This window comes from Arthrobacter sp. HS15c (assembly GCF_040812005.1).
Classification (GTDB): domain Bacteria; phylum Actinomycetota; class Actinomycetes; order Actinomycetales; family Micrococcaceae; genus Arthrobacter.
On the sequence record NZ_JBFOHM010000005.1, the window covers coordinates 308,289 to 326,366 of the forward strand.

Here is an 18,078-nt window from a genome sequence, read left to right on the forward strand (position 1 = left end):
AAGTTACTCCATTCTGTTGTATACATAATGTATGCGAAAAATGTCGGGAACAGCGGCGTCCGGCCGGGAAAAGGCGTACGCCTACCTTCGTGAAAACATCCTGACCGATCCTGACGTGCAGGGCCGGTTCCTGAACGAACAGGAGTTGGCCGCCGAGATCGGTGTGTCCCGGACCCCCGTGCGGGAGGCCCTCCTGCTGCTGGTCTCCGACGGCCTCGTGGAACTGATTCCGCAGCGCGGGGCCTACGTTCCGCCGGTGACAGGCCGCGAGATGTCCGAACTGATGGAACTGCGCGGTGTCCTGGAAAGCCATGCCGCCCGGCTGGTCATCGACCAGGGCAGGGTCCCGGCCCGGACCATGCAGGACACCCTGGACCAGCAGGCAGCCCTTCCCGATGAACTGAATCCCGAGGCTGCCCGCGAGTTTATCCGGCTGGACACCCTCTTCCACCAGCAGCTGATCGATGCCGCGGGCAACGAACTGATCTCCCGCACCTACAGCAAGCTGCATGTCCGCCAGATCCTGGTGGGTGTGTCCGCGCTGTTCCGCACCGGCGGCCGGCGCGGGCAGGTCTGCGCCGAACACCAGGTCATCCTCGATGCCCTGGTGTCCGGCGATTCCGCGAAGGCCCAGGAGGCCATCGACCATCACCTGGCCGTCACACGGGACATCCTGCTCCGCAACTGACCGGAATCTTTGTCCACATTGCGGGGTCAGTTGGTGCCGGTCGGCTGCGGTGCGGCCCCGGTTCCTTCCAGGAGGAGGCGGTAGTCCTCGTCCTCCACGGTGTTCGAATCCCGGCCCAGGGCCAGGCCCACCAGGGTAACGGCGCCGGCCACAGCCACGTAGATGGCCACCGGGATCCAGGTGCCGAACTGTGACAGCAGCAGCGTGAACATCAGCGGGGCGATGGCGCCGCCGATGACGCCGGCGAAGGTGTAGGCCAGGGAGCTGCCGGTGGAGCGGAGTCGCGGCGAGAACTGCTCCACGATGAAGGCTGCCTGCGGGCCGTACATAAACGAGTGCGCCATCAGGCCCAGCACGATGCCGACGATGAGCATCGGTTCGTTGTTGCCGCCCAGGATCCCGAAGAAGACAAACGTCCACACCGCCCCGAGGACCGCGGCGGTGCCGTAGACCATGCGCCGGTTGAAGCGGTCCGACACGGCCCCGGCGAGCGGGATCATGAACAGCTGGAACGCGGAACCGATCAGGACGGCGGTCAGCACCTCGTTGCGCTCGTAGCCCAGGGTCTGGATGCCGTAGGTCAGCGTGAACACGGTGAAGAGGGCGTACAGGACGTCCGGGCCCACGCGGCACAGGATGGCGGCGATCAGCGGGCGGAGCTCCTTGCTGAAGACCTCGCGGACCGGGGCGTTGGGCTGTTCGCCATGCGCTTCGATGGCCTTGAAGATGGGGGTGTCCTCGAGCTTGAGGCGGATCCAGAGGCCGAAGCCCACCAGGACGGCAGAGACCAGGAACGCGATGCGCCAGCCGAAGCTGAGGAACTGCTCCTCGGTCAGGGCCAGGGTGAGGATGGCCAGCGCGCCGTTGGCCAGCAGGTTGCCGGCCGGCGGGCCAACCTGTGCCGCCGAGGCCCAGAAGCCGCGGCGGTGCGGGTCGCCGTATTCGCTGGAGAGCAGCACCGCGCCGCCCCATTCGCCGCCGACTCCCACGCCTTGCGCGAACCGGAGCAGGACCAGGATGACGGGCGCCGCGATGCCGATGCTGGTGTATCCGGGCAGGACGCCGATGAGGACGGTGGCCACACCGATGATCATCAGGGTGGTCACCAGCACCTTTTTGCGGCCGATCCGGTCCCCGAGCCGGCCGAAGATGATGCCGCCCACAGGGCGAGAGACGTAACCCACCGCATAGGTGGAGAACGCCAGGATGGTGCCCGTCAGCGGATCCGAGGCCGGGAAGAAGACCACGGGGAATACGACGGCGGCGGCGGCCGAGTAGACGGCGAAGTCATACCACTCGAGCGCGGTGCCGGTGAGGCTGGCGGCGAAGGCCTTGTAGAGGCCCTTGGGGTGAATCGGCTTGTTCTGGTGTGGCGCTGCGCCGGAAACCGGAACTGGGACTTTAGCCATGGTGTTTGTCCTCCACGAGTTTTTTCAGGGTGACGCCTGTCACGCTGGCGTTAAATGTATACATTACGCATACTGGATGTACATAGGCGACTGTTTACGGTTTCCGGTTTGTAAAATTTTTCCCCCAGCAACGCAAAAGGATGGATCCACCATGACGGTTCTCAGCTTCGAACTTCCCGACGGCAGCACCCGGGATGTACAGATCACGCACCTCCTCAACGCAGGCTACGCAGGGCGCGAGCAGGAGGAAGTGCAGGCCCATATTGCCGAACTGGCCGAGCTTGGCGTGCCGGGACCTGCAACAACTCCGGCCCTCTACCCAGTGTCCCCCTATTTGGCCCAGCAGGTCACGGAAGTCCAGGTGCAGCATGCCCGGACATCAGGGGAAGCCGAGTGGGCGCTGGTCATTACGGACGAGGGCGTGCTGCTGACTGTTGCCTGCGACCACACCGACCGCGACCTCGAGGTCCACGGCGTTGCCTGGAGCAAAAACGCCAGCCCCGACGTCCTGGGCCGCAAGGCATGGCGCCTGGAAGACGTGCGCGACCACCTGGACCGGATCACGCTCAAGGGCTGGGTAGGGGAAGGCGACACCCCGGACACGCTGATCCAGGACAGCTCCCTGGAAGCCCTGCTGACCCCGGACTACTGGCTCGAAGTACTCACCGAACGCGGCCTGAACAAGCCCGGAACGGTCCTCATTTCCGGCACGGTGGCGATGACACACGGCGTGAACCAGTTTGCCCGCAGCTGGAAAGTGGAAATGGCGGACCCGGTGACCGGTTCCACCGTGGATGCCCAGTATGTGGTGGAGCAGATGGCCGAGCCGATCGGCTGATTCCGCCAGGCCCGGGCGCGCAGCCCGGGCAGGCTCAGGCGGTGGGGCGCGGATGCATGATCCGCATCTGCTCCCAGCTCCGCTCCGACGCCGCAATGCTCTGGTTGGAACGGATACGGTCCAGCGAGGCAAGTTCGACGGCGATGGCCTGGGTCGCTGCCACGGCGGCGGTCAGTGACGGGAAAAAGCCGGCGCCCTCGGACGGGACCACGATCCGGTGGGCCGCGTGTTCGGCCACCGGCGAGCCCGCGTTGTCAGTAATGGAGATGATCGGCGTCCCCAGGTTGTGGGCGATGTCGACCGCCCGGATGGTGCTGTCGTAGACGCGCCACAGGCTGATCGCGATCACCAGGTCATTGGGCGTGAGCCTGGCAATGGCGTTGGTCAGGGCGGCCACATCCGCGTCCAGCAGCCTGACGTTGTAGCCGGCGATGACGGCGTTGTGTTCCAGTGCTTTGCCGGGCACGGCATAGCTGCCCGCTGCGATGATGAGCGTCTGCTTGGCCGCCGCGATGGCCTGCGCAATCGCGTGCACTGTGTCAGGGTCCAGTGTGCGTTCCAGGTGGGCCAGGCTGGACCGGTCGGTGGTCAGTGCCGCCTGGGCCGGGCTGCTGACGTTTCCGTTGTGTTCGGCGGCCACTTCCACGGCGCTGAGGGACGCCAAGTAGCGGGAGCGCAGCTCAAACTGGAAGTCGGCCCAGCCCTTGAATCCCAGTGTCTGCGCGGTCCGGGTGACCGTGGAGGCGTTCGAGGAAGCGGCTTCGGCGATGTCGCTGACCGAGCCGTAGGAGGCCAGCCGGGGCTGGGAGCGGAGGATCCCCATGACCTGCAGCTGGCGGGCAGCCAGCTTCCGGCCCTGGGACCGGATGTCCAGCCACTCGGTCACAGTGGCACTGTTAATTTCCTGTTTCACCTATTGACCTTCCCTTCAGTGCGGCGTAACTTCAATACATCTTGCACAGGCCCGTGCAAATTAATAAAAATGTACAACTTCGCCCACTTTGGCAGGAACAAACATGTCTCTTACCGCACGTCTGGACCGGCTGACGCTCAGTCGACCACACTACAAGCTTCTTCTGATCGGCGGCCTCGGTTACTCCTTTGACGGCATGGACGGCGCCGTGGTGGCGTTCCTCCTGCCGCGCATCCAGGAACTCTGGGGCCTGAGCAACGCCAGCCTGGGCCTGGTGGGCTCCGCGGCGCCGCTCGGATTCTTCTTCGGTGCCATCCTGGCAGGGTGGCTGGGGGACAGGTTCGGCCGTAAGAAAGTCATGCTTTGGGCCCTGGCTTTCTACTGTGTGATGTCTGTTGTGGCGGCACTGTCGCCCAACTTCGACGTCTTCCTGGTGGCCCGGATCTTCGCCGGACTGGGTGCCGGTGCCGAGAGCGTCATCATCGCCCCGTTCCTGTCCGAGTTCATCCCGCCCAAGCGCCGCGGCTGGTTCATCGGAACGCTCGCCGGCTTCTTCTCCTTCGGCTTTGTCGGCGCGGCCCTGATCGGCCGGTTTGTGGTTCCCCTCGGTGAGGACGGCTGGCGCTGGGCGCAGGTCATCACGGCCGTCCCGATCCTGCTGCTGCTGTGGTGGCGCCGCAGCCTGCCCGAATCTCCGCGCTACCTGCTCAGCCGCGGCCGCGTGGCTGAAGCCGAACAGGTGGTGGAACGCTTCGAAGCAAGCGTGGTCCGGGCAACCGGCAAGGACCTTGCACCGCTGCAACCCGGCGAAGAGGAAATCACCAAGCACCAGCAGAAGATCAACATCTGGAACGCCCTGAAGTTCATGTGGTCACGGCAGATGCGCCGCCGTACCGCTGTCATCTGGCTGATCTGGTTCGTCATCACCTTCTCCTACTACGGCTTCTTCTCCTGGATCCCCACCCTCCTGGTGGGCCGCGGCATCACGGTGACCAAGAGCTTCGAATACTCGATCATCATCTACCTGGCCCAGATCCCCGGCTACTTCTCCGCCGCCTGGCTCAACGACCGGATCGACCGCAAGAACACCATTGCCCTGTACCTAACCGGTTCCGCGCTCAGCGCGTTCTGGCTGAGCCAGTCCTCCGACTCGGGCATGATCCTCGTGGCCGCGGCAACCCTGTCCTTCTTCCTGAACGGCACCTACGCCGGCGTCTACGCCTACACCCCGGAACTGTTCCCCACCTGGATGCGGGCCACCGGCGTCGGCCTGGCCAGCGCCGTAGGACGCATCGGCAGCATCCTGGCCCCGTCCATCATCGGCATCTTCTCCGTGGCCCTGGGCTTCGGCGGTGTGTTCACCATGACCACCATCGTGCTGACCATCGGTGTCCTGGGCGTCGTGATCTTCGGAGCGTCCACCGCTGGCAAATCGCTGGAGGACATCAACGCCGGACCCACCACCTTCAGGAACACCAAGATCGAAGCGGGCAACTGATGGCGCACACAAAGCACGACGCCGTCTTCCAGCGGACCTTCGACGCGCTGGCCGCCGATCCCGGCGTGGTCCTCTTCACCGCCCTCCAGTGGATCCCGGAAACGTCCACGCTGCGCCGGATCTTCACAAGCCATCCGGACGAATACCCTGTGGGCGCCGAGAAAACGGTGGAAATCTCCGCCGGCTGGCTGGACGCCGTCATCGCCGGGAAGAAGCCGTTCCTGGCCGCTGACCTGAAGGCCCTCCGGGAGGTGTTCACCGACGTCGAACTCATCCGTTCGCTGGGCTGCGGGGCAGTCATCAACCTCCCCGTGCTCAGCCACGGCGCGATTGTTGGCGTGCTCGCCCTGCTGGACGCCGAAGGAACGTACACCGGCGATAGCGTCGCCACTGCCGCGGCAATCGTCGAAGCAGACTCCGCGGCGCTGGCCGAAGCCTTCGCCACCCACCCCAACGCAACCCCCAGGAAGGACCGTGCCCTGTCATGACCGGCACCCCAACACAGGACCCCACAACGGACGCAACAGCCAAGCCCGCCCTGGTCATCCGCAACGCCAGCGTCCTGGACGTTGCGGCGGGCACGTACCGGACCGCCGACGTCGTCAGCGTCAACGGCAAGATCCACAGCGTCGAACCGGACGCACAGGCACCGGACGGCGCCCGGACCATCGACGGCACCGGCAAGTACGTGATCCCCGGGCTGATCGATGCCCACGTCCACGTGGTGGCCTCCAGCGCCGACTTCCGGTCGCTGACGTATACGCCGCCGTCGTACGTCTATGCCCAGACCGCGCGGATCATGGGCGCCATGCTACGCCGCGGCTTCACCACCGTAAGGGACCTGTCCGGGGCCGATTTCGGACTGGCCCGCGCCCAGAGCGAAGGCCTGCTGGAAGGGCCCAAGCTGCACTTCTGCGGGCACGCCCTGAGCCAGACCGGCGGCCACGGCGACATGCGGCTCCCCGGCGAGGACCATGACCCCAACAGCCGCGGCTGCTGCGGCATCGGGAAAGTGGCCGACGGCGTCGACGCCGTCCGGGCAGCGGCCCGCGACGAGATCCGCAAGGGCGCCCACCACATCAAGATCATGGCCTCGGGCGGCGTCTCGTCCCCTACCGACCGGATCGATTCCACCCAGTACTCCATGGAGGAGATGCGCGCCGCGGTGGAGGAAGCCGAGGCCGCCAACCGCTACGTGGCGGCCCACGCGTACACGGCGCGGGCCATCAACCGAGCGCTGGAGGCCGGGGTCCGGTCGATCGAACACGGCAACCTCCTGGACGACGAAAGCCTGCGCCTGTTCCTGGAAAAGGACGCCTTCCTGGTGCCCACGCTGGTGACGTACTGGGCGCTGAAGGAGGAAGGCCGGGAGTTCGGGCTGACCGAGGAGATGTGGGCCAAAGTCGACTCCGTACTGACCAGCGGGCTGGACGCGATCGCACGCGCCCACGAGGCCGGCGTCAAGATGGCCTTCGGGTCGGACCTGCTGGGCGGCATGCACCGCCACCAGAATGAGCAGTTCCGCCTCCTGGGCAAGGTCCAGCCCGCCATCGACGCCATCCGTTCAGCAACGACGACGGCGGCACAGCTGCTTGGGCGCGAAGGGGAGATTGGCGTCGTGGCCCCCGGGGCCGACGCTGACCTGCTGCTGCTGTCCGCCGACCCGCTGGCGGACATTGCGGTGCTGGCCGACATCGCCGACCACCTCGACGTCCTGGTCCAGGACGGGGCCGTGATCAGCCAGCGTTAACCGGTTCCCTGTAGCATCTTGAGTATGCCCACTGCGCTCGATATGGCAGGTCCCATTCTGGAAATGCTGACCTGGTTATGCCTGCCTGCCGGGCTGATGCTCCTGGTGTACGCAGGGATCCTGCGGCGCTTTGTGAACCCGTGGACCGTGGCCGAGGGCGTGGTCTATTCGGATGCGAGCGGGACGGGCTTCCGGTGGTTTGACGATAAATACCGGATCCATCACGCGCCCATGTCGCCGCACGACATCAAGGACATGGCGGTGGGGGACACGCTTCCTATTTATTACCACCCCAAACGTCCCACCCAATGGCAGACCGCCATGCCGGAAGCGGCCGGCAAGACCGCCGTTGTGGTGGGGCGTTTGCTCACCGGCGTGGGCACGGTGGCGCTCATCGTCGGCTTCATCCTGCCCATGTTCTGAACCGGCGCCGGTGACCCGGCGCTATGAGGCCAGGACCACCACGATGCCGAGGACTCCCAACGCCACCGCGGCGCCCGCAGTCCACAGGACAGCTGACGTGTCGGCGTCGACGGTTTCCTGCCTGATCCCGAGGGCGCTGGCGCGGTAGCGGCGGCGCTGGGTGGCGTAGATGGCGCCGGCTGCGGCGGCTGAAACGGCAAATAGCAGCAGGATGGGCAGCCCGTGGTGGGGAAGCCAGCGCAGGAAAATGGCGCTGACCGTCACCAGCGCCATCATGGTCCGGCCCCACGCCAGCGTGGTCCGTTCGGGCTGCAGGCCCGGGTCCCCGTGCGGGCCGGGCACTGCCTGCCTGATGCGGGCCACGGGTCAGCGCCAGAGGACAAAGATGAGGACGACGGCGGCGGCCAGCGCCCCTGCCCCCGCCAACAGCGGCACAATGAGCGGCAGCGGGAGCGGGGTGTTGTTGCGCATGCTCCGCTCCACCCGGATCCACCGCACCGCGGCGCCTCCGCTCAGCAGCATGCCGAGGAGGAGCAGCAGGACTGCCAGGACCTTGCGGACGGGCTCAAGGAACAGGTCCGCAGTGAATGCCTCGATGGCGATGCCGCCGGCCAGGAGCGCCAGTGACGTCCTGATCCAGGCGAGGAAGGTGCGTTCATTGGCCAGCGTAAAGCGGGGATCGGGCTCGGTGCCGCCCGGCAGCAGCCGCTCGGCGATTTTCCCGCGGCGCGGTGGCGCGGGATCGCCGGACGGTGGCTGGTTGGTGGACACGGGGACAGTTTAGCCTCTGGCCTCCCCCGGCCCCGCTGCTTCGGCGCGCCCGGACCGCGGCGGTGACGCGCCGCCGTCGTGCGTTTGGCTGCCCGCCGTGTGTCAGGCGGCCCGGTTCAGCGCCGCCTTGGATGCCAGGTGCTCGCCGATGGGCAGTGCCGCCGTGGCCGCGGGGGAAGGGGCGTTCAGCACGTGGATCATCCGGTCCGTCTCGGCCAGCAGGAAATCGTGGATCAGGGTGCCGTCCCGGCGGACAGCCTGGGCACGGATGCCTGCCTCATGCGGGAGGAGGTCCGCGGCGGTCAGGCCGGGGGCGTACTTCTGGCATTCCTTCAGGTAGCTGCCCTTGAACAGCGAGTTCCGGACCTCCCTGACCGCGGTGGCGGCGTGGTCCCGGGCCACACGCCACAGGCCGGGAAACCGCGCGTACCGTGCCACGTCGCGGATATTCACCGAGAACTTGGGATAACCCTCGCGGGACAGCCCCAGTACTGCGTTGGGCCCCACGGTGATGGTGCCCGCGACGGTGGGGGTGAGGTGGACGCCCAGGAAGGGCAGGGCAGGATCGGGAACCGGGTAGATCAGGTGCCGGACATAGCCGGACATCTCCGCAGGGAGCTCAAAATACTCGCCCCGGAAAGGAATGATCTGGACATCGGTGTCCAGCCCGGCCAGCTCCGCCAGCCTGTCCGACTGCAGGCCGGCACACACCACCAGCCGGCCGCAGCTGTACGACTCCTCCGGCGTCGCCACTTCCACCCTGTCCAGCGTCTCCCTGATGGCTGAAACCCGCGCGCCGGTGATCACCTGCCCGCCCGACGCCGTGACCAGCTCCGCCAGCTTCCGGGCCACCGCCGGGTAGTCCACGATGCCTGTGCTGGGGATGAAAAGGGCGCCCAGCCCGGCGACGTTTGGTTCACGACGGCGGAGCTCGGCCTGGTCGATGCGCTCGCAGTCGAGGCCGTGGATGGCTGCCCGTTCCTCGAGGGCCGCCAGGCGTTCGGATTCCAATGCGGTGGTGGCCACGAGCAGCTTGCCGGGCTCCTCGTACCGGAGCCCGTGTTCCCGGCAGAAGTCCTTGGTCTGCTGCGCGCCCGCCTTGCTGAAGCGGGCCTTCAGGCTGTCCGGGGCGTAGTAGATACCGGAGTGGATGACGCCGCTGTTGTGCCCGGTCTGGTGCGAGGCCAACGTGTCCGCAGCCTCCAGCACGATCAGGGACGCGCCGGGATCCTTACGCAACAGCTGATAGGCCGTTGCCAGTCCCACGATGCCGCCGCCCACCACGCAGTAATCCGAATGCTTCATGCCTGAGATTCTCCAGTACTGCGGCGGCCCCGGCCAGAGCCGCCCACCCGCGCGTCCACATGGTGCCGGCCGGGAATGCGGAGGCCCCCGGGGCGGTTGGGCCCTACATGCAGCGCATCGGATTCCTCTCTTTCGGCCACTGGGGCCCCGGCCAGGGCTCACGGACCAGGACCGCGGGCGAGGCCCTGCTCCAGGGCATTGAGCTGGCGGTCGCGGCGGAGGAGCTCGGGATCAACGGCGCCTTCTTCCGCGTGCACCACTTCGCCCGGCAACAGGCGTCCCCGTTCCCGCTCCTGGCGGCCATCGCGGCCCGGACCAGCCGGATAGAGATGGGCACCGGCGTGATCGACATGAGGTACGAAAATCCGCTCTATATGGCCGAGGAAGCCGCGGCCACGGACCTGATCAGCGGCGGCCGGCTGCAGCTGGGCATCAGCCGCGGTTCACCCGAGCCGGCCCGGAACGGGGCCGCGGCTTTCGGCCACGTACCCGGCCCTGGGGAAACGGACGCGGACATGGCCCGCCGCCACACAGAGCTGTTCCGCCAGGCCGTCAGCGGGGCAGGGGTGGCGGAGGCAGACCCGCGTTACGCCGGTGGAACCAGGGGACTGCTGCCTGTCCAGCCCCAGGCGCCGGGCCTGCAGGAGCGCATCTGGTGGGGAGCCGGGAGCCGGAAGACCGCGGTCTGGGCGGCCAGCCTTGGAATGAACCTGATGAGCTCCACGCTGCTCACCGAGGACACCGGCGTCCCCTTCGACCAGCTGCAGGCAGAACAGATCCAGCTCTTCCGCGACGCCTGGGCCGCCGCCGGACACAGCCACCAGCCGCGCGTTTCCGTGAGCCGCAGCATCCTGCCGATCGTCGATGATGAGGACAACAGGTACTTTGCGGGCAGTGCCCTGCGCGACAGCCGGGACCAGGTGGGTGTCATCGACGGCCTGACGGCACGGTTTGGGAAGACCTACGCCGGTTCCCCGGATATCCTCGCAGAGCAGCTGGCAGCCGACGCCGCTGTCCAGGCAGCGGACACGCTGCTGGTGACTGTACCCAACCAGCTGGGTGTGGACTTCAACGCCAAGATGCTGGGCAATATCGCCCGGTACATCGCCCCCGCGGCCGGATGGAGCCCCGGCCGTTCCTGATCCGGCACGGATTCCGCTGTGTGATCTGCCCGGAAGGGAATATCCTGAGAGGGTACGGGCCATTGCGGCCCGGATATCCTGACGGCCCAGAGAGGCTCCCATGTCTGACAAGCTCCATCTGTCTCCGGAAGACGACTTCCCGGAAGATCTCTCGGTTGTGCCGGACCAGGACCTGCAGGTCCTGGACAGCCAGGTCCAGCGCCAGCTGGACTACGAATATGTGGTCGAGGGCGAACCCAACCCGGAGACCGAATTCAGGCACTTCGACCTCGATGAGGAATTCCAGGAACGTGACGCCCGCTGAATAGCGGGCCCCTCCGTCGACCCCGGACCCCGGCCGCGGCAGCCCAAGTGGCTAATAATCAGGAACCTTACTAAAATCCCCAATGGAACCATCCACCGACCGCAGCCGTTATTCTTAATGCGGCTTGGGGGCTTAGCGTCCACATTATTGCGTGACTGCGGAACGGTCATGACGGGAGAGAGAAATATGGCTCGCGCCGCTTTAGGCTTGTCTGCATGATCCGGCTACGTCAGCTGGCCCAGGCGGCCTCTGTTTTGACCACGCCCTTGGCGCCCGAAGATATCCTGGCGCTCTTCAACCCTGTCTTCTCGGCGCGCCAACTGCGCGGGGTAGTGACACGCGTGGTGCAGGAGACGGCCCAGTCGGCCACGATCTTCTTCCGCCCGGGCCGCGGCTGGCACTCACACCTGGCCGGCCAGTGGGCCCGCATCGGAGTTGAGCTGGACGGCGTCCGCCACTGGCGCTCCTACTCACTGAGCGCCCCCGCCGGCAAGGACCCCGCAATCACCGTCACGGACGTCGGTGCCGTTTCGGGCACCCTGGTTCGCACCACCCGGCCTGGCGACGTCCTGTTCCTGGCCCCGCCACAGGGCGACTTCGTCCTGCCGGAGCACCCGCGGCCGCTGCTGATGGTCACCGCCGGCAGCGGCATCACTCCGGTGATGTCCATGATCCGTACCCTCGTGCCGCGGCGCCCGGACGCCGACGTCGTCCTCATCCACTCGGCCCGCACGCCTTCCGACAGCCTGTTCCGCGAGGAACTGGCGGAACTGGCGGACCAGTTCCCCAACTTTCGGCTGGCGCACTGGTTCACCGGCCAGCAGGGCCGCCTGGACTTCACCACCCCTGCCGAGCTGGACGACCTCTGCCCGGACTGGAAGGAACGCGCTGCTTACGCCTGCGGTCCGGACAGTTTCCTGGACGACGCCGAGGCGCTCTGGAAGCAGGCTGCCCTCACCGCCGGGGCCCCCGGCACCGACGTCGCGATCGCCGGCGATCCCGGCAACCTCATGATCGAGCGGTTTAACACCGCGTTCGCCGGCGGCGTGGGGCACGACGGCGGACTGGTCACCTTTGAAGCATCGGACCGGGAAGTGGACGCCGACGGCGACACCCCCCTGCTGGATGTGGGCGAGGACGCCGGGGTGCTGATGCCCAGCGGTTGCCGGATGGGCATCTGCCACAGCTGCCTGACCCCGCTCCTGGCCGGCCAGGTCCGCGACCTCCGCACCAACGAAGTCCATGGCGAACCAGGCCAACTGATCCAAACGTGTGTCTCGGCAGCCGCCGGACCCGTCAACCTCGAACTCTGAGGAGCATCTCCGCATGTCAGTAGTTTCAGAAAACAAGACCGCCCCCACCGGAGCGGCAAAGACGCGCCCCGGCGCGCTGGCGGAATCCGGCAGCCCGTCAGTCCGCCCGCCCGCCGCAGCGCACCTCTCCGACGAACAGGTCGCTGAGCTGGGCCGCGAACTCGACGCCATCCGCGACGAGATCCTCGCCAAGCGCGGCGCCTCCGACGCCGCCTATATCCGGCGCATGATCAAGATCCAGCGCGGGCTGGAGATCTCCGGCCGAGCGGCACTGCTGGTCAGCAAGAACAAGGCCGCCTGGGTCACCGGCACCACGCTGCTGAGCCTTGCCAAAATCCTGGAAAACATGGAACTGGGCCACAACATCCTGCACGGCCAGTGGGACTGGATGCGGGACCCGGACATCCACTCCACCACCTGGGAATGGGACTTCGTCACGCCCTCACGCTCCTGGCAGCACACCCACAACGACCTCCACCACCGCTGGACCAACGTGCTGGGCAAGGACAATGACGTCGGATACAACCTCCTGCGCATGGACGAGAACCAGCCATGGAAGCCGATCAACCTGGCCAACCCGCTGTTCAACGCCATCCTGGCGCCCGTCTTCGAGTGGGGCATTGCCATCTATGACCTTGAGCTGACGGACTACAAGGAAGGCAAGAAGTCCAAGGAAGCCCTGAACAAGGACCTCAAGGCCCTCGGCCGGAAGGTCATCACCCAGTTCACCAAGGACTACGCCGCCACGCCCGCCGTCGCCATGCTCACCGGTTCGGGCAAGCAGGCCCTCTACGGCACGCTGACGGCCAACGCCGTGCGGAACGTCTGGGCGCACGCCGTGATCTTCTGCGGCCACTTCCCCGAAGGCACCGACACCTTTACCGAGGAAATGGTGGAAGGCGAAACCCGCGGCGACTGGTACGTCCGCCAGATGATCGGCTCCGCCAACATCTCCGGTTCGAAGTTCATGCACCTGATGACCGGCAACCTTTCACACCAGATCGAGCACCACCTCTTCCCGGACCTGCCGTCCAACCGGTACGCCGAGGTTGCTCCTCGGGTCCGCGAGATCTGCCAGCGCTACGGCCTGAAGTACACCACGGGCCCGCTGCTGAAGCAGGTGGGCTCGTCCTGGGCCAAGGTCTTCAAACTGGCGCTGCCCGGCAAGGCGGTCCGGGCCTGATCCAGGCGGCATTGCAGTGAACAGCGGAGGGGCCAGGCACCGTGCCTGGCCCCTCCGCTGTCCTGTTGGTGCTTACTTTTTGAGGAAGGCGAGCAGGGCGTCGTTGACTTCCGCGGCGTGCGTCCACAGCAGGCCGTGCGGGGCGCCGTCGATCTCGACGTAGTCGGCGCTGGGCAGGGCCTTGGCGAACAGGCGCCCGGTGGAATCGATGGGCAGGATGTTGTCTGCCGTGCCGTGGACGATCAGCGCGGGGACATCGATCCGCGGGATGTCCCCGCGGAAATCCGTGAGCCAGGTGGGCTGGGCCGCGACGGATGCGGTGGCCCCCGCTGCGGCCGCGAGGCTCCAGCTGGCGTTGACGGCTTCCTGGCTGAGGCGCGGTGTGCCCAGGAACGTGTCCGTGTTGAAGAAGTTCTTGAAGAATTCCGTAAAGAACGCGTACCGGTCCGTCGTGACCGCTTCGGTGAGTCCGTCGAAGACCTCCTGCGGAACGCCGTCGGGGTTGTCGTCCGTCTTGAGGAGGAACGGCTGCAGCGATCCGAGGAACGCTGCCCGCGCCACGCGCTCCGAACCGTAGGTGCTCAGGTAGCGGGCGACTTCGCCGGTACCCATGGAGAAGCCCACCAGTACGGCGTTGGTGAGCTCCAGCGTGGTCAGGAGCGTGTTGAGGTCCGCGGCGAAGGTGTCGTAGTCATAGCCCGCCGTGGTCTTGCTGGATTTGCCGAAACCGCGGCGGTCGTAGGTGATGACGCGGTAGCCCGCGTCCAGGAGGGCAGCCGTCTGCTTTTCCCAGGAGGATCCATCCAGCGGGTAGCCATGGATCAGGACGACAGGCTGGCCGTTCCCGTGGTCTTCGTAGTAAAGCTCAATATCGGTGCTGTTCTCGGTTCCAACGGTGACGAATGCCATCTTGGCGGTCCTTTCGAGGCTTCGGAATCAGGTTCCCGGCGCAAGAAAGGCCCGCGCCCGGCATTCCCCACTCTAGGCAACGCCCGGCGCAGTACCAAGGACCTGGTTACTGGGACGGCTGCGGCAGGTCACAGGCAATCTGCGGGTTGACCCCCATGTAGTTCAAGGGTCCTGCGACGATGGTCACCGCCACCGTTCCCGCCTCGGCACAGGAACCGGGGGCTCCGCCGAAGTAGCCGCGCTGCCAGGCGGCGAGTCCTCCGATGATCAGCCAGATAACAATCAGTGCTCCGAGAAACTTCATGGTGTCCTCCAACGCCCGTGGCCGCCTGTGCGTCCAATTATGCGCCGTTAACCGGAATCCAGACAGTGCCACTAACGGCGGCCGCCGAAGCCGCCTCCGCCGCCGGGGCCTTCGGATGCGGTGTACTCGCCCGCGGTCACGGTGCCCACTTGGTCGGCGCCGTCGAGGGATCCTTCGCCCACTCCGGCGCTGACCGTGGCGGTGCCGCCGGTGTAGACGGTGTATTCCTCGCCCTCAGTGATCGCGGCGGAGGAGAACACCAGGGACGCGGTGGCCTTGGTGGTCACGAAGGCGCTGACCACGTTGCCGGCGGAATCGGCGATCTGCACCACGGTGCCGGCCGGGACTGCCGATCCGAGGGTCACCTGCACGCCGGACTGGGTGGAGGAGGTGCCCGGTGTGACCACCATGCCCACGCTGCCTGCCGCCGCCACGGTGCCGCCGGTGACGGTCAGTTCGCCGTTGACGTCCAGCGCCCCGTTGCCGGAGTTCGTGGGGCCGTTGACCACTACGGTGCCGCCGGAGATGCTGGCGTTGCCGTTGGAGTCCAGGCCGTCGCCCTGCGAGTTGATGGTCAGCGAGCCACCGGTGACCTCGACGGTGTAGTCGCCCACGGCCATCTCGCCGCCGCCGCCCATCCCGCCCTGGCCCGAGCTGGAGGTGGAGGACCCGCCCGAGGCGTTCACGCCGTCGTCGTTCGCCGTGACGTTGGCCGTGCCGCCGGACATGACGATGTGCTGGGCCTCCAGGCCTTCCTCGGACTCTTCCACGGTGCTGACGCCCGCGGCGATGGTGAGCGTGTTGAAGGCCTTGATTCCGTCGTCGCCCGCGCTGACGTTGAGGGTGCCACCGTTGATGAGGACCCAGCCGCGGCCTTCGTCCTCCTCGTTGTCGGATTTGAAGCCGTCGTCGCCGGCAGTGACCTGGTAGGCGCCGTCGAGCAGGACCGCGTAGTCCTTGCCCACGATCCCGTCGTCCGTGGCGTCCACGGTGACGTTGCCGGCGGCCAGCACGAGGCCGTCCTTGGAGGAGATGCCGTCGTTGAAGTTGCCGTCCACGGTCAGCGAGCCGGTGCCGGCGATGGTCAGGTCCGCCTGGGAGTAGAGGGCGGCGTTCGGGGCGTCCTCGGCGGTGTCCGTGTAGGCGGAGGCGTCGCTCAGGGAGCTGGACGTTCCGTCCTCGAGGAACACAATGGCCTCGTTGGCACTCTGGACCACAAACGGCGAGCCGGTGGAGCTGGAGATCTCGGCGCCGTCCAGGATGATGCGCACCACGTCCTCCTCGCCGGCGGCCACTACAACCTGGCCGTCGGACAGCGAACCGCTCAGCCGGTAGGTGCCGGCCGCGCTGATGGTGACGGTGTCGCCGTCGACCTTTACGGCGTCCGACGACGTGCCGGCGGCGACAGAGCTGGCGCCGTCCGCCAGGGTCACGGCTACTTCGGAGGCCGCATCCCAGGTCAGGTCATCGGCGTCGTAATGGGTGTCTGCGGCGAGGGTGTCCAGCGACACCGCGGCCTGGGCGGTTCCGGAGGTGGCGGACGGGTTGGCGGAGGTCCCCGTAATGGACGTTCCGGTGCTGGTGCCGGCGGCGGAGCAGCCGGCCAGGCCCACCGCGAGGGCGAGGGCAGTGGCGGAAAGGGCGGTGCGGAAGCGGTTCATGGTGTGTTCCTTCGAAATCTGTGGGGGAGTGGGTCAGGCGGCGGGGCGGAGGTTCATGGTGCGGCGGAGGGTGCGGTTCCAGCGGTTTGCGGGCAGGTCCGGGCAGAGCGCCGCCATGCCGGTGGCGAACTTGGAGATCCTGGACGGCCGGACGCCGTGGGCCCAGAGGTGCCGGTCCAGCGGGCCGGATGCCGAGCCGCACTTGGTTTCGAGGATCACCGCGCCGTCCAGGACCCAGGCCTGTTCGCCGGGGCGCTGCCAGGTGACGTCGGTGTCGATCGTGGCCCGGCTGCCGGATTCCGGCAGGTAGAGCGTGGTGCGGTGGTAGCGGGTTTCGAGGACCGGCCCGAGGGGTTCGGCGGGCGCTCCGCCCACCGCCGTCGCAAGGGCTTCGTGGACGTAGTCCAGGCCATCCGCCGTCAGCCGGGACCGGTCCGAGAGCTCGTAGGGGATGCGTTCCTTGACGGTGGCTTCGCGGGCGCCTTCGGTCTTGACCTCCAGGAAGCTGATGGCGCTGTCCACATACGTCCTGGTGCGGACCTTGTAGCGGCGCCGGCGGCCGTGGGCGGCGAGAAGGTAGCTGTCCAGCTGTGCGGTGTCGAAGTAGACGGAGTCGTAGGCGAAGCAGCGGGAGCCGTCCATCTCCAGGACCCGGACCTCGGCGTCGAACGTGGCCAGCAGCTCCTGCGCCAGGTCCTCGGGGACCACGTACTTGCGGTCCACCCTGGTCTGCAGCGCGGCTTCGGCGTTCAGTTCCTCCAGCCCCACGGCCGGCAGTCCGCTCAGGCTGTTCACGACGCCGGCGCCTGCGGGGGCGCTCATGCCGCACCTGCCGAAGCGTGGACGAGGTCGGAGGCGTGGACGGGAGCGGGCGACGCCGGTTCGGATCCGTCGGCACCGGTGGTCACCACAGATGCGGGTACCGGCGGCAGCGGCTGGGACGACGCGTAAGGTGCCGGTTCTGCGTGCCGGGGTGCCGCCGTCGGAAGGTAGGTTACGGCGGCGGGGCGGGGGCTGTAGGCGTAGCGGACGTCCACGATGGTTTTGTCATTGACCAGGTCGAGTTCCTGGATGGTGGCGGAGTGGACCTTGCCGTGCAGGACTTCCTCGAGCCGGGCGTACAGTTCGCCATCCTCGGCCAGGGCGCGGTCCAGAATCACCGTCTGGTGCCGGTGGGCGGGCAGGACGCGGGGGTGGTCACCGACGAACATCACCAGCAGGATCAGGCCCATCAGCGAGGCGGTGAGCCAGATCTGCTCGATGCCGAGGCCGGCGATCAGGCCCAGTGCCAGGGCCGAGAAGTAGTAGGCCACCTCGTGCTGCGACAGCTCGGTGGAGCGGAGCCGGATGATGGACAGGACACCGAAGAGGCCAAGTCCCAGGCCGAGTCCGGCGGCGGAGCCGGACAGCGCAGTGGCCACAGCCAGGACTCCCACGTTCATGCCCAGGTAGGACACCACCAGATCGCGGCGGCGGTGGCGGCGCAGGTAGAGGACGAACGTGAGGATGCTGATGGCCGCCAGGTCTGCGGCAATGAAAATAAGGGAAGTCATCGGATTCTCCGGAATCTGTTGGTGGGCTGTTCTTTACGATCCACGGCCAAACTGTGCAGGTGCTGTGACCGGACCTAGGCAGGAATATGAGTGCCGGCTGGGCCGCGGAGGCAG

20 protein-coding genes are annotated in these 18,078 nt (G+C 66.9%); 10 read left to right on the forward strand and 10 right to left on the reverse strand.

Going from position 1 to position 18,078, the window contains the following annotated elements:
- The first annotated feature begins 31 nt into the window (after nucleotides 1–31).
- Nucleotides 32–688 carry a GntR family transcriptional regulator gene (locus ABV518_RS10310; protein WP_367766938.1) on the forward strand — a complete coding sequence of 219 codons (657 nt, stop codon included), beginning with the start codon at nucleotides 32–34 and terminating at the stop codon, nucleotides 686–688.
- 26 nt (nucleotides 689–714) lie between these two features.
- On the opposite strand, the gene ABV518_RS10315 is transcribed toward ABV518_RS10310, so the two are convergent.
- On the reverse strand, nucleotides 715–2,097 hold the full coding sequence (locus tag ABV518_RS10315) for an MFS transporter (RefSeq protein ID WP_367766939.1): 1,383 nt from the start codon (nucleotides 2,095–2,097) through the stop codon (nucleotides 715–717).
- Nucleotides 2,098–2,248: 151 nt separating this feature from the next.
- Here ABV518_RS10315 and ABV518_RS10320 point away from each other — a divergent pair, with 151 nt between their 5' ends.
- Complete coding sequence (locus tag ABV518_RS10320; RefSeq protein ID WP_367766940.1) at nucleotides 2,249–2,935, forward strand: DUF2848 domain-containing protein; 687 nt, start codon at nucleotides 2,249–2,251, stop codon at nucleotides 2,933–2,935.
- Nucleotides 2,936–2,969: 34 nt separating this feature from the next.
- Here ABV518_RS10320 and ABV518_RS10325 read toward each other — a convergent pair whose 3' ends face one another.
- Nucleotides 2,970–3,848: a MurR/RpiR family transcriptional regulator gene (locus ABV518_RS10325; RefSeq protein WP_367766941.1), complete on the reverse strand. Its 879-nt coding sequence runs from the start codon at nucleotides 3,846–3,848 to the stop codon at nucleotides 2,970–2,972.
- 103 nt (nucleotides 3,849–3,951) lie between these two features.
- Here ABV518_RS10325 and ABV518_RS10330 point away from each other — a divergent pair, with 103 nt between their 5' ends.
- The 4 genes from ABV518_RS10330 to ABV518_RS10345 are packed head-to-tail and all read left to right on the forward strand — an operon-like array spanning nucleotide 3,952 to nucleotide 7,519.
- Nucleotides 3,952–5,346 (forward strand): MFS transporter, encoded by a 1,395-nt coding sequence (locus ABV518_RS10330; RefSeq protein ID WP_367766942.1) that lies wholly within the window; start codon nucleotides 3,952–3,954, stop codon nucleotides 5,344–5,346.
- On the forward strand, nucleotides 5,346–5,834 hold the full coding sequence (locus ABV518_RS10335) for a GAF domain-containing protein (RefSeq protein ID WP_367766944.1): 489 nt from the start codon (nucleotides 5,346–5,348) through the stop codon (nucleotides 5,832–5,834). Before ABV518_RS10330 ends, ABV518_RS10335 begins: the two co-directional genes overlap by 1 nt.
- On the forward strand, nucleotides 5,831–7,096 hold the full coding sequence (locus ABV518_RS10340) for an amidohydrolase family protein (RefSeq protein WP_367766945.1): 1,266 nt from the start codon (nucleotides 5,831–5,833) through the stop codon (nucleotides 7,094–7,096). The genes ABV518_RS10335 and ABV518_RS10340 overlap by 4 nt, the downstream gene beginning before the upstream one ends.
- A gap of 24 nt (nucleotides 7,097–7,120) precedes the next feature.
- Nucleotides 7,121–7,519 carry a DUF3592 domain-containing protein gene (locus ABV518_RS10345; RefSeq protein WP_367766946.1) on the forward strand — a complete coding sequence of 133 codons (399 nt, stop codon included), beginning with the start codon at nucleotides 7,121–7,123 and terminating at the stop codon, nucleotides 7,517–7,519.
- A 21-nt stretch (nucleotides 7,520–7,540) separates the two neighbouring features.
- On the opposite strand, the gene ABV518_RS10350 is transcribed toward ABV518_RS10345, so the two are convergent.
- The 3 genes from ABV518_RS10350 to lhgO all read right to left on the reverse strand — a co-directional run bounded on the left by ABV518_RS10350 (nucleotide 7,541) and on the right by lhgO (nucleotide 9,595).
- Nucleotides 7,541–7,882, reverse strand: coding sequence for a DUF202 domain-containing protein (locus ABV518_RS10350; RefSeq protein ID WP_367766947.1), 342 nt, complete (start codon nucleotides 7,880–7,882; stop codon nucleotides 7,541–7,543).
- Nucleotides 7,883–7,885: 3 nt separating this feature from the next.
- Nucleotides 7,886–8,290: a YidH family protein gene (locus ABV518_RS10355; RefSeq protein WP_367766948.1), complete on the reverse strand. Its 405-nt coding sequence runs from the start codon at nucleotides 8,288–8,290 to the stop codon at nucleotides 7,886–7,888.
- Between the two features lie 102 nt (nucleotides 8,291–8,392).
- The gene (lhgO, locus tag ABV518_RS10360) at nucleotides 8,393–9,595 is read right to left on the reverse strand and encodes an L-2-hydroxyglutarate oxidase (protein ID WP_367766949.1); all 1,203 of its coding nucleotides are present in this window, start codon (nucleotides 9,593–9,595) and stop codon (nucleotides 8,393–8,395) included.
- A 107-nt stretch (nucleotides 9,596–9,702) separates the two neighbouring features.
- Here lhgO and ABV518_RS10365 point away from each other — a divergent pair, with 107 nt between their 5' ends.
- The 4 genes from ABV518_RS10365 (at nucleotide 9,703) to ABV518_RS10380 (ending at nucleotide 13,537) form a co-directional block, all read left to right on the forward strand.
- Complete coding sequence (locus ABV518_RS10365; protein ID WP_367766950.1) at nucleotides 9,703–10,737, forward strand: LLM class flavin-dependent oxidoreductase; 1,035 nt, start codon at nucleotides 9,703–9,705, stop codon at nucleotides 10,735–10,737.
- Nucleotides 10,738–10,837: 100 nt separating this feature from the next.
- Nucleotides 10,838–11,041 (forward strand): hypothetical protein, encoded by a 204-nt coding sequence (locus ABV518_RS10370; RefSeq protein ID WP_367766951.1) that lies wholly within the window; start codon nucleotides 10,838–10,840, stop codon nucleotides 11,039–11,041.
- Nucleotides 11,042–11,256: 215 nt separating this feature from the next.
- Entirely contained in the window at nucleotides 11,257–12,354 is a 1,098-nt protein-coding gene (locus tag ABV518_RS10375) for a ferredoxin reductase (protein ID WP_131133933.1), read from the forward strand.
- Nucleotides 12,355–12,367: 13 nt separating this feature from the next.
- The gene (locus ABV518_RS10380; RefSeq protein WP_367766952.1) at nucleotides 12,368–13,537 is read left to right on the forward strand and encodes a fatty acid desaturase; all 1,170 of its coding nucleotides are present in this window, start codon (nucleotides 12,368–12,370) and stop codon (nucleotides 13,535–13,537) included.
- A gap of 72 nt (nucleotides 13,538–13,609) precedes the next feature.
- On the opposite strand, the gene ABV518_RS10385 is transcribed toward ABV518_RS10380, so the two are convergent.
- The 5 genes from ABV518_RS10385 to ABV518_RS10405 form a co-directional block, all read right to left on the reverse strand.
- The gene (locus ABV518_RS10385) at nucleotides 13,610–14,446 is read right to left on the reverse strand and encodes an alpha/beta fold hydrolase (RefSeq protein WP_367766953.1); all 837 of its coding nucleotides are present in this window, start codon (nucleotides 14,444–14,446) and stop codon (nucleotides 13,610–13,612) included.
- Nucleotides 14,447–14,552: 106 nt separating this feature from the next.
- Nucleotides 14,553–14,750: a hypothetical protein gene (locus tag ABV518_RS10390; protein ID WP_367766954.1), complete on the reverse strand. Its 198-nt coding sequence runs from the start codon at nucleotides 14,748–14,750 to the stop codon at nucleotides 14,553–14,555.
- A 71-nt stretch (nucleotides 14,751–14,821) separates the two neighbouring features.
- Nucleotides 14,822–16,411 (reverse strand): carbohydrate-binding domain-containing protein, encoded by a 1,590-nt coding sequence (locus ABV518_RS10395; RefSeq protein ID WP_367766955.1) that lies wholly within the window; start codon nucleotides 16,409–16,411, stop codon nucleotides 14,822–14,824.
- Between the two features lie 33 nt (nucleotides 16,412–16,444).
- Nucleotides 16,445–17,233 carry a polyphosphate polymerase domain-containing protein gene (locus ABV518_RS10400; protein ID WP_367766956.1) on the reverse strand — a complete coding sequence of 263 codons (789 nt, stop codon included), beginning with the start codon at nucleotides 17,231–17,233 and terminating at the stop codon, nucleotides 16,445–16,447.
- Nucleotides 17,230–17,964, reverse strand: coding sequence for a DUF4956 domain-containing protein (locus ABV518_RS10405; protein ID WP_367766957.1), 735 nt, complete (start codon nucleotides 17,962–17,964; stop codon nucleotides 17,230–17,232). Before ABV518_RS10405 ends, ABV518_RS10400 begins: the two co-directional genes overlap by 4 nt.
- Nucleotides 17,965–18,078: the final 114 nt, after the last annotated feature.

Excerpts from the sequence above, each read along its gene's own strand:
- ABV518_RS10400 (WP_367766956.1), bottom strand. The coding sequence starts at position 17,233 with ATGAGCGCCCCCGCAGGCGCCGGCGTCGTGAACAGCCTGAGCGGACTG.
- ABV518_RS10320 (WP_367766940.1), top strand. The coding sequence starts at position 2,249 with ATGACGGTTCTCAGCTTCGAACTTCCCGACGGCAGCACCCGGGATGTA.
- ABV518_RS10375 (WP_131133933.1), top strand. The coding sequence starts at position 11,257 with ATGATCCGGCTACGTCAGCTGGCCCAGGCGGCCTCTGTTTTGACCACG.
- ABV518_RS10345 (WP_367766946.1), top strand. The coding sequence starts at position 7,121 with ATGCCCACTGCGCTCGATATGGCAGGTCCCATTCTGGAAATGCTGACC.
- ABV518_RS10365 (WP_367766950.1), top strand. The coding sequence starts at position 9,703 with ATGCAGCGCATCGGATTCCTCTCTTTCGGCCACTGGGGCCCCGGCCAG.
- ABV518_RS10380 (WP_367766952.1), top strand. The coding sequence starts at position 12,368 with ATGTCAGTAGTTTCAGAAAACAAGACCGCCCCCACCGGAGCGGCAAAG.
- ABV518_RS10395 (WP_367766955.1), bottom strand. The coding sequence starts at position 16,411 with ATGAACCGCTTCCGCACCGCCCTTTCCGCCACTGCCCTCGCCCTCGCG.
- ABV518_RS10385 (WP_367766953.1), bottom strand. The coding sequence starts at position 14,446 with ATGGCATTCGTCACCGTTGGAACCGAGAACAGCACCGATATTGAGCTT.
- ABV518_RS10390 (WP_367766954.1), bottom strand. The coding sequence starts at position 14,750 with ATGAAGTTTCTCGGAGCACTGATTGTTATCTGGCTGATCATCGGAGGA.
- ABV518_RS10370 (WP_367766951.1), top strand. The coding sequence starts at position 10,838 with ATGTCTGACAAGCTCCATCTGTCTCCGGAAGACGACTTCCCGGAAGAT.
- ABV518_RS10335 (WP_367766944.1), top strand. The coding sequence starts at position 5,346 with ATGGCGCACACAAAGCACGACGCCGTCTTCCAGCGGACCTTCGACGCG.
- ABV518_RS10315 (WP_367766939.1), bottom strand. The coding sequence starts at position 2,097 with ATGGCTAAAGTCCCAGTTCCGGTTTCCGGCGCAGCGCCACACCAGAAC.
- ABV518_RS10340 (WP_367766945.1), top strand. The coding sequence starts at position 5,831 with ATGACCGGCACCCCAACACAGGACCCCACAACGGACGCAACAGCCAAG.
- ABV518_RS10405 (WP_367766957.1), bottom strand. The coding sequence starts at position 17,964 with ATGACTTCCCTTATTTTCATTGCCGCAGACCTGGCGGCCATCAGCATC.
- lhgO (WP_367766949.1), bottom strand. The coding sequence starts at position 9,595 with ATGAAGCATTCGGATTACTGCGTGGTGGGCGGCGGCATCGTGGGACTG.
- ABV518_RS10330 (WP_367766942.1), top strand. The coding sequence starts at position 3,952 with ATGTCTCTTACCGCACGTCTGGACCGGCTGACGCTCAGTCGACCACAC.
- ABV518_RS10310 (WP_367766938.1), top strand. The coding sequence starts at position 32 with ATGCGAAAAATGTCGGGAACAGCGGCGTCCGGCCGGGAAAAGGCGTAC.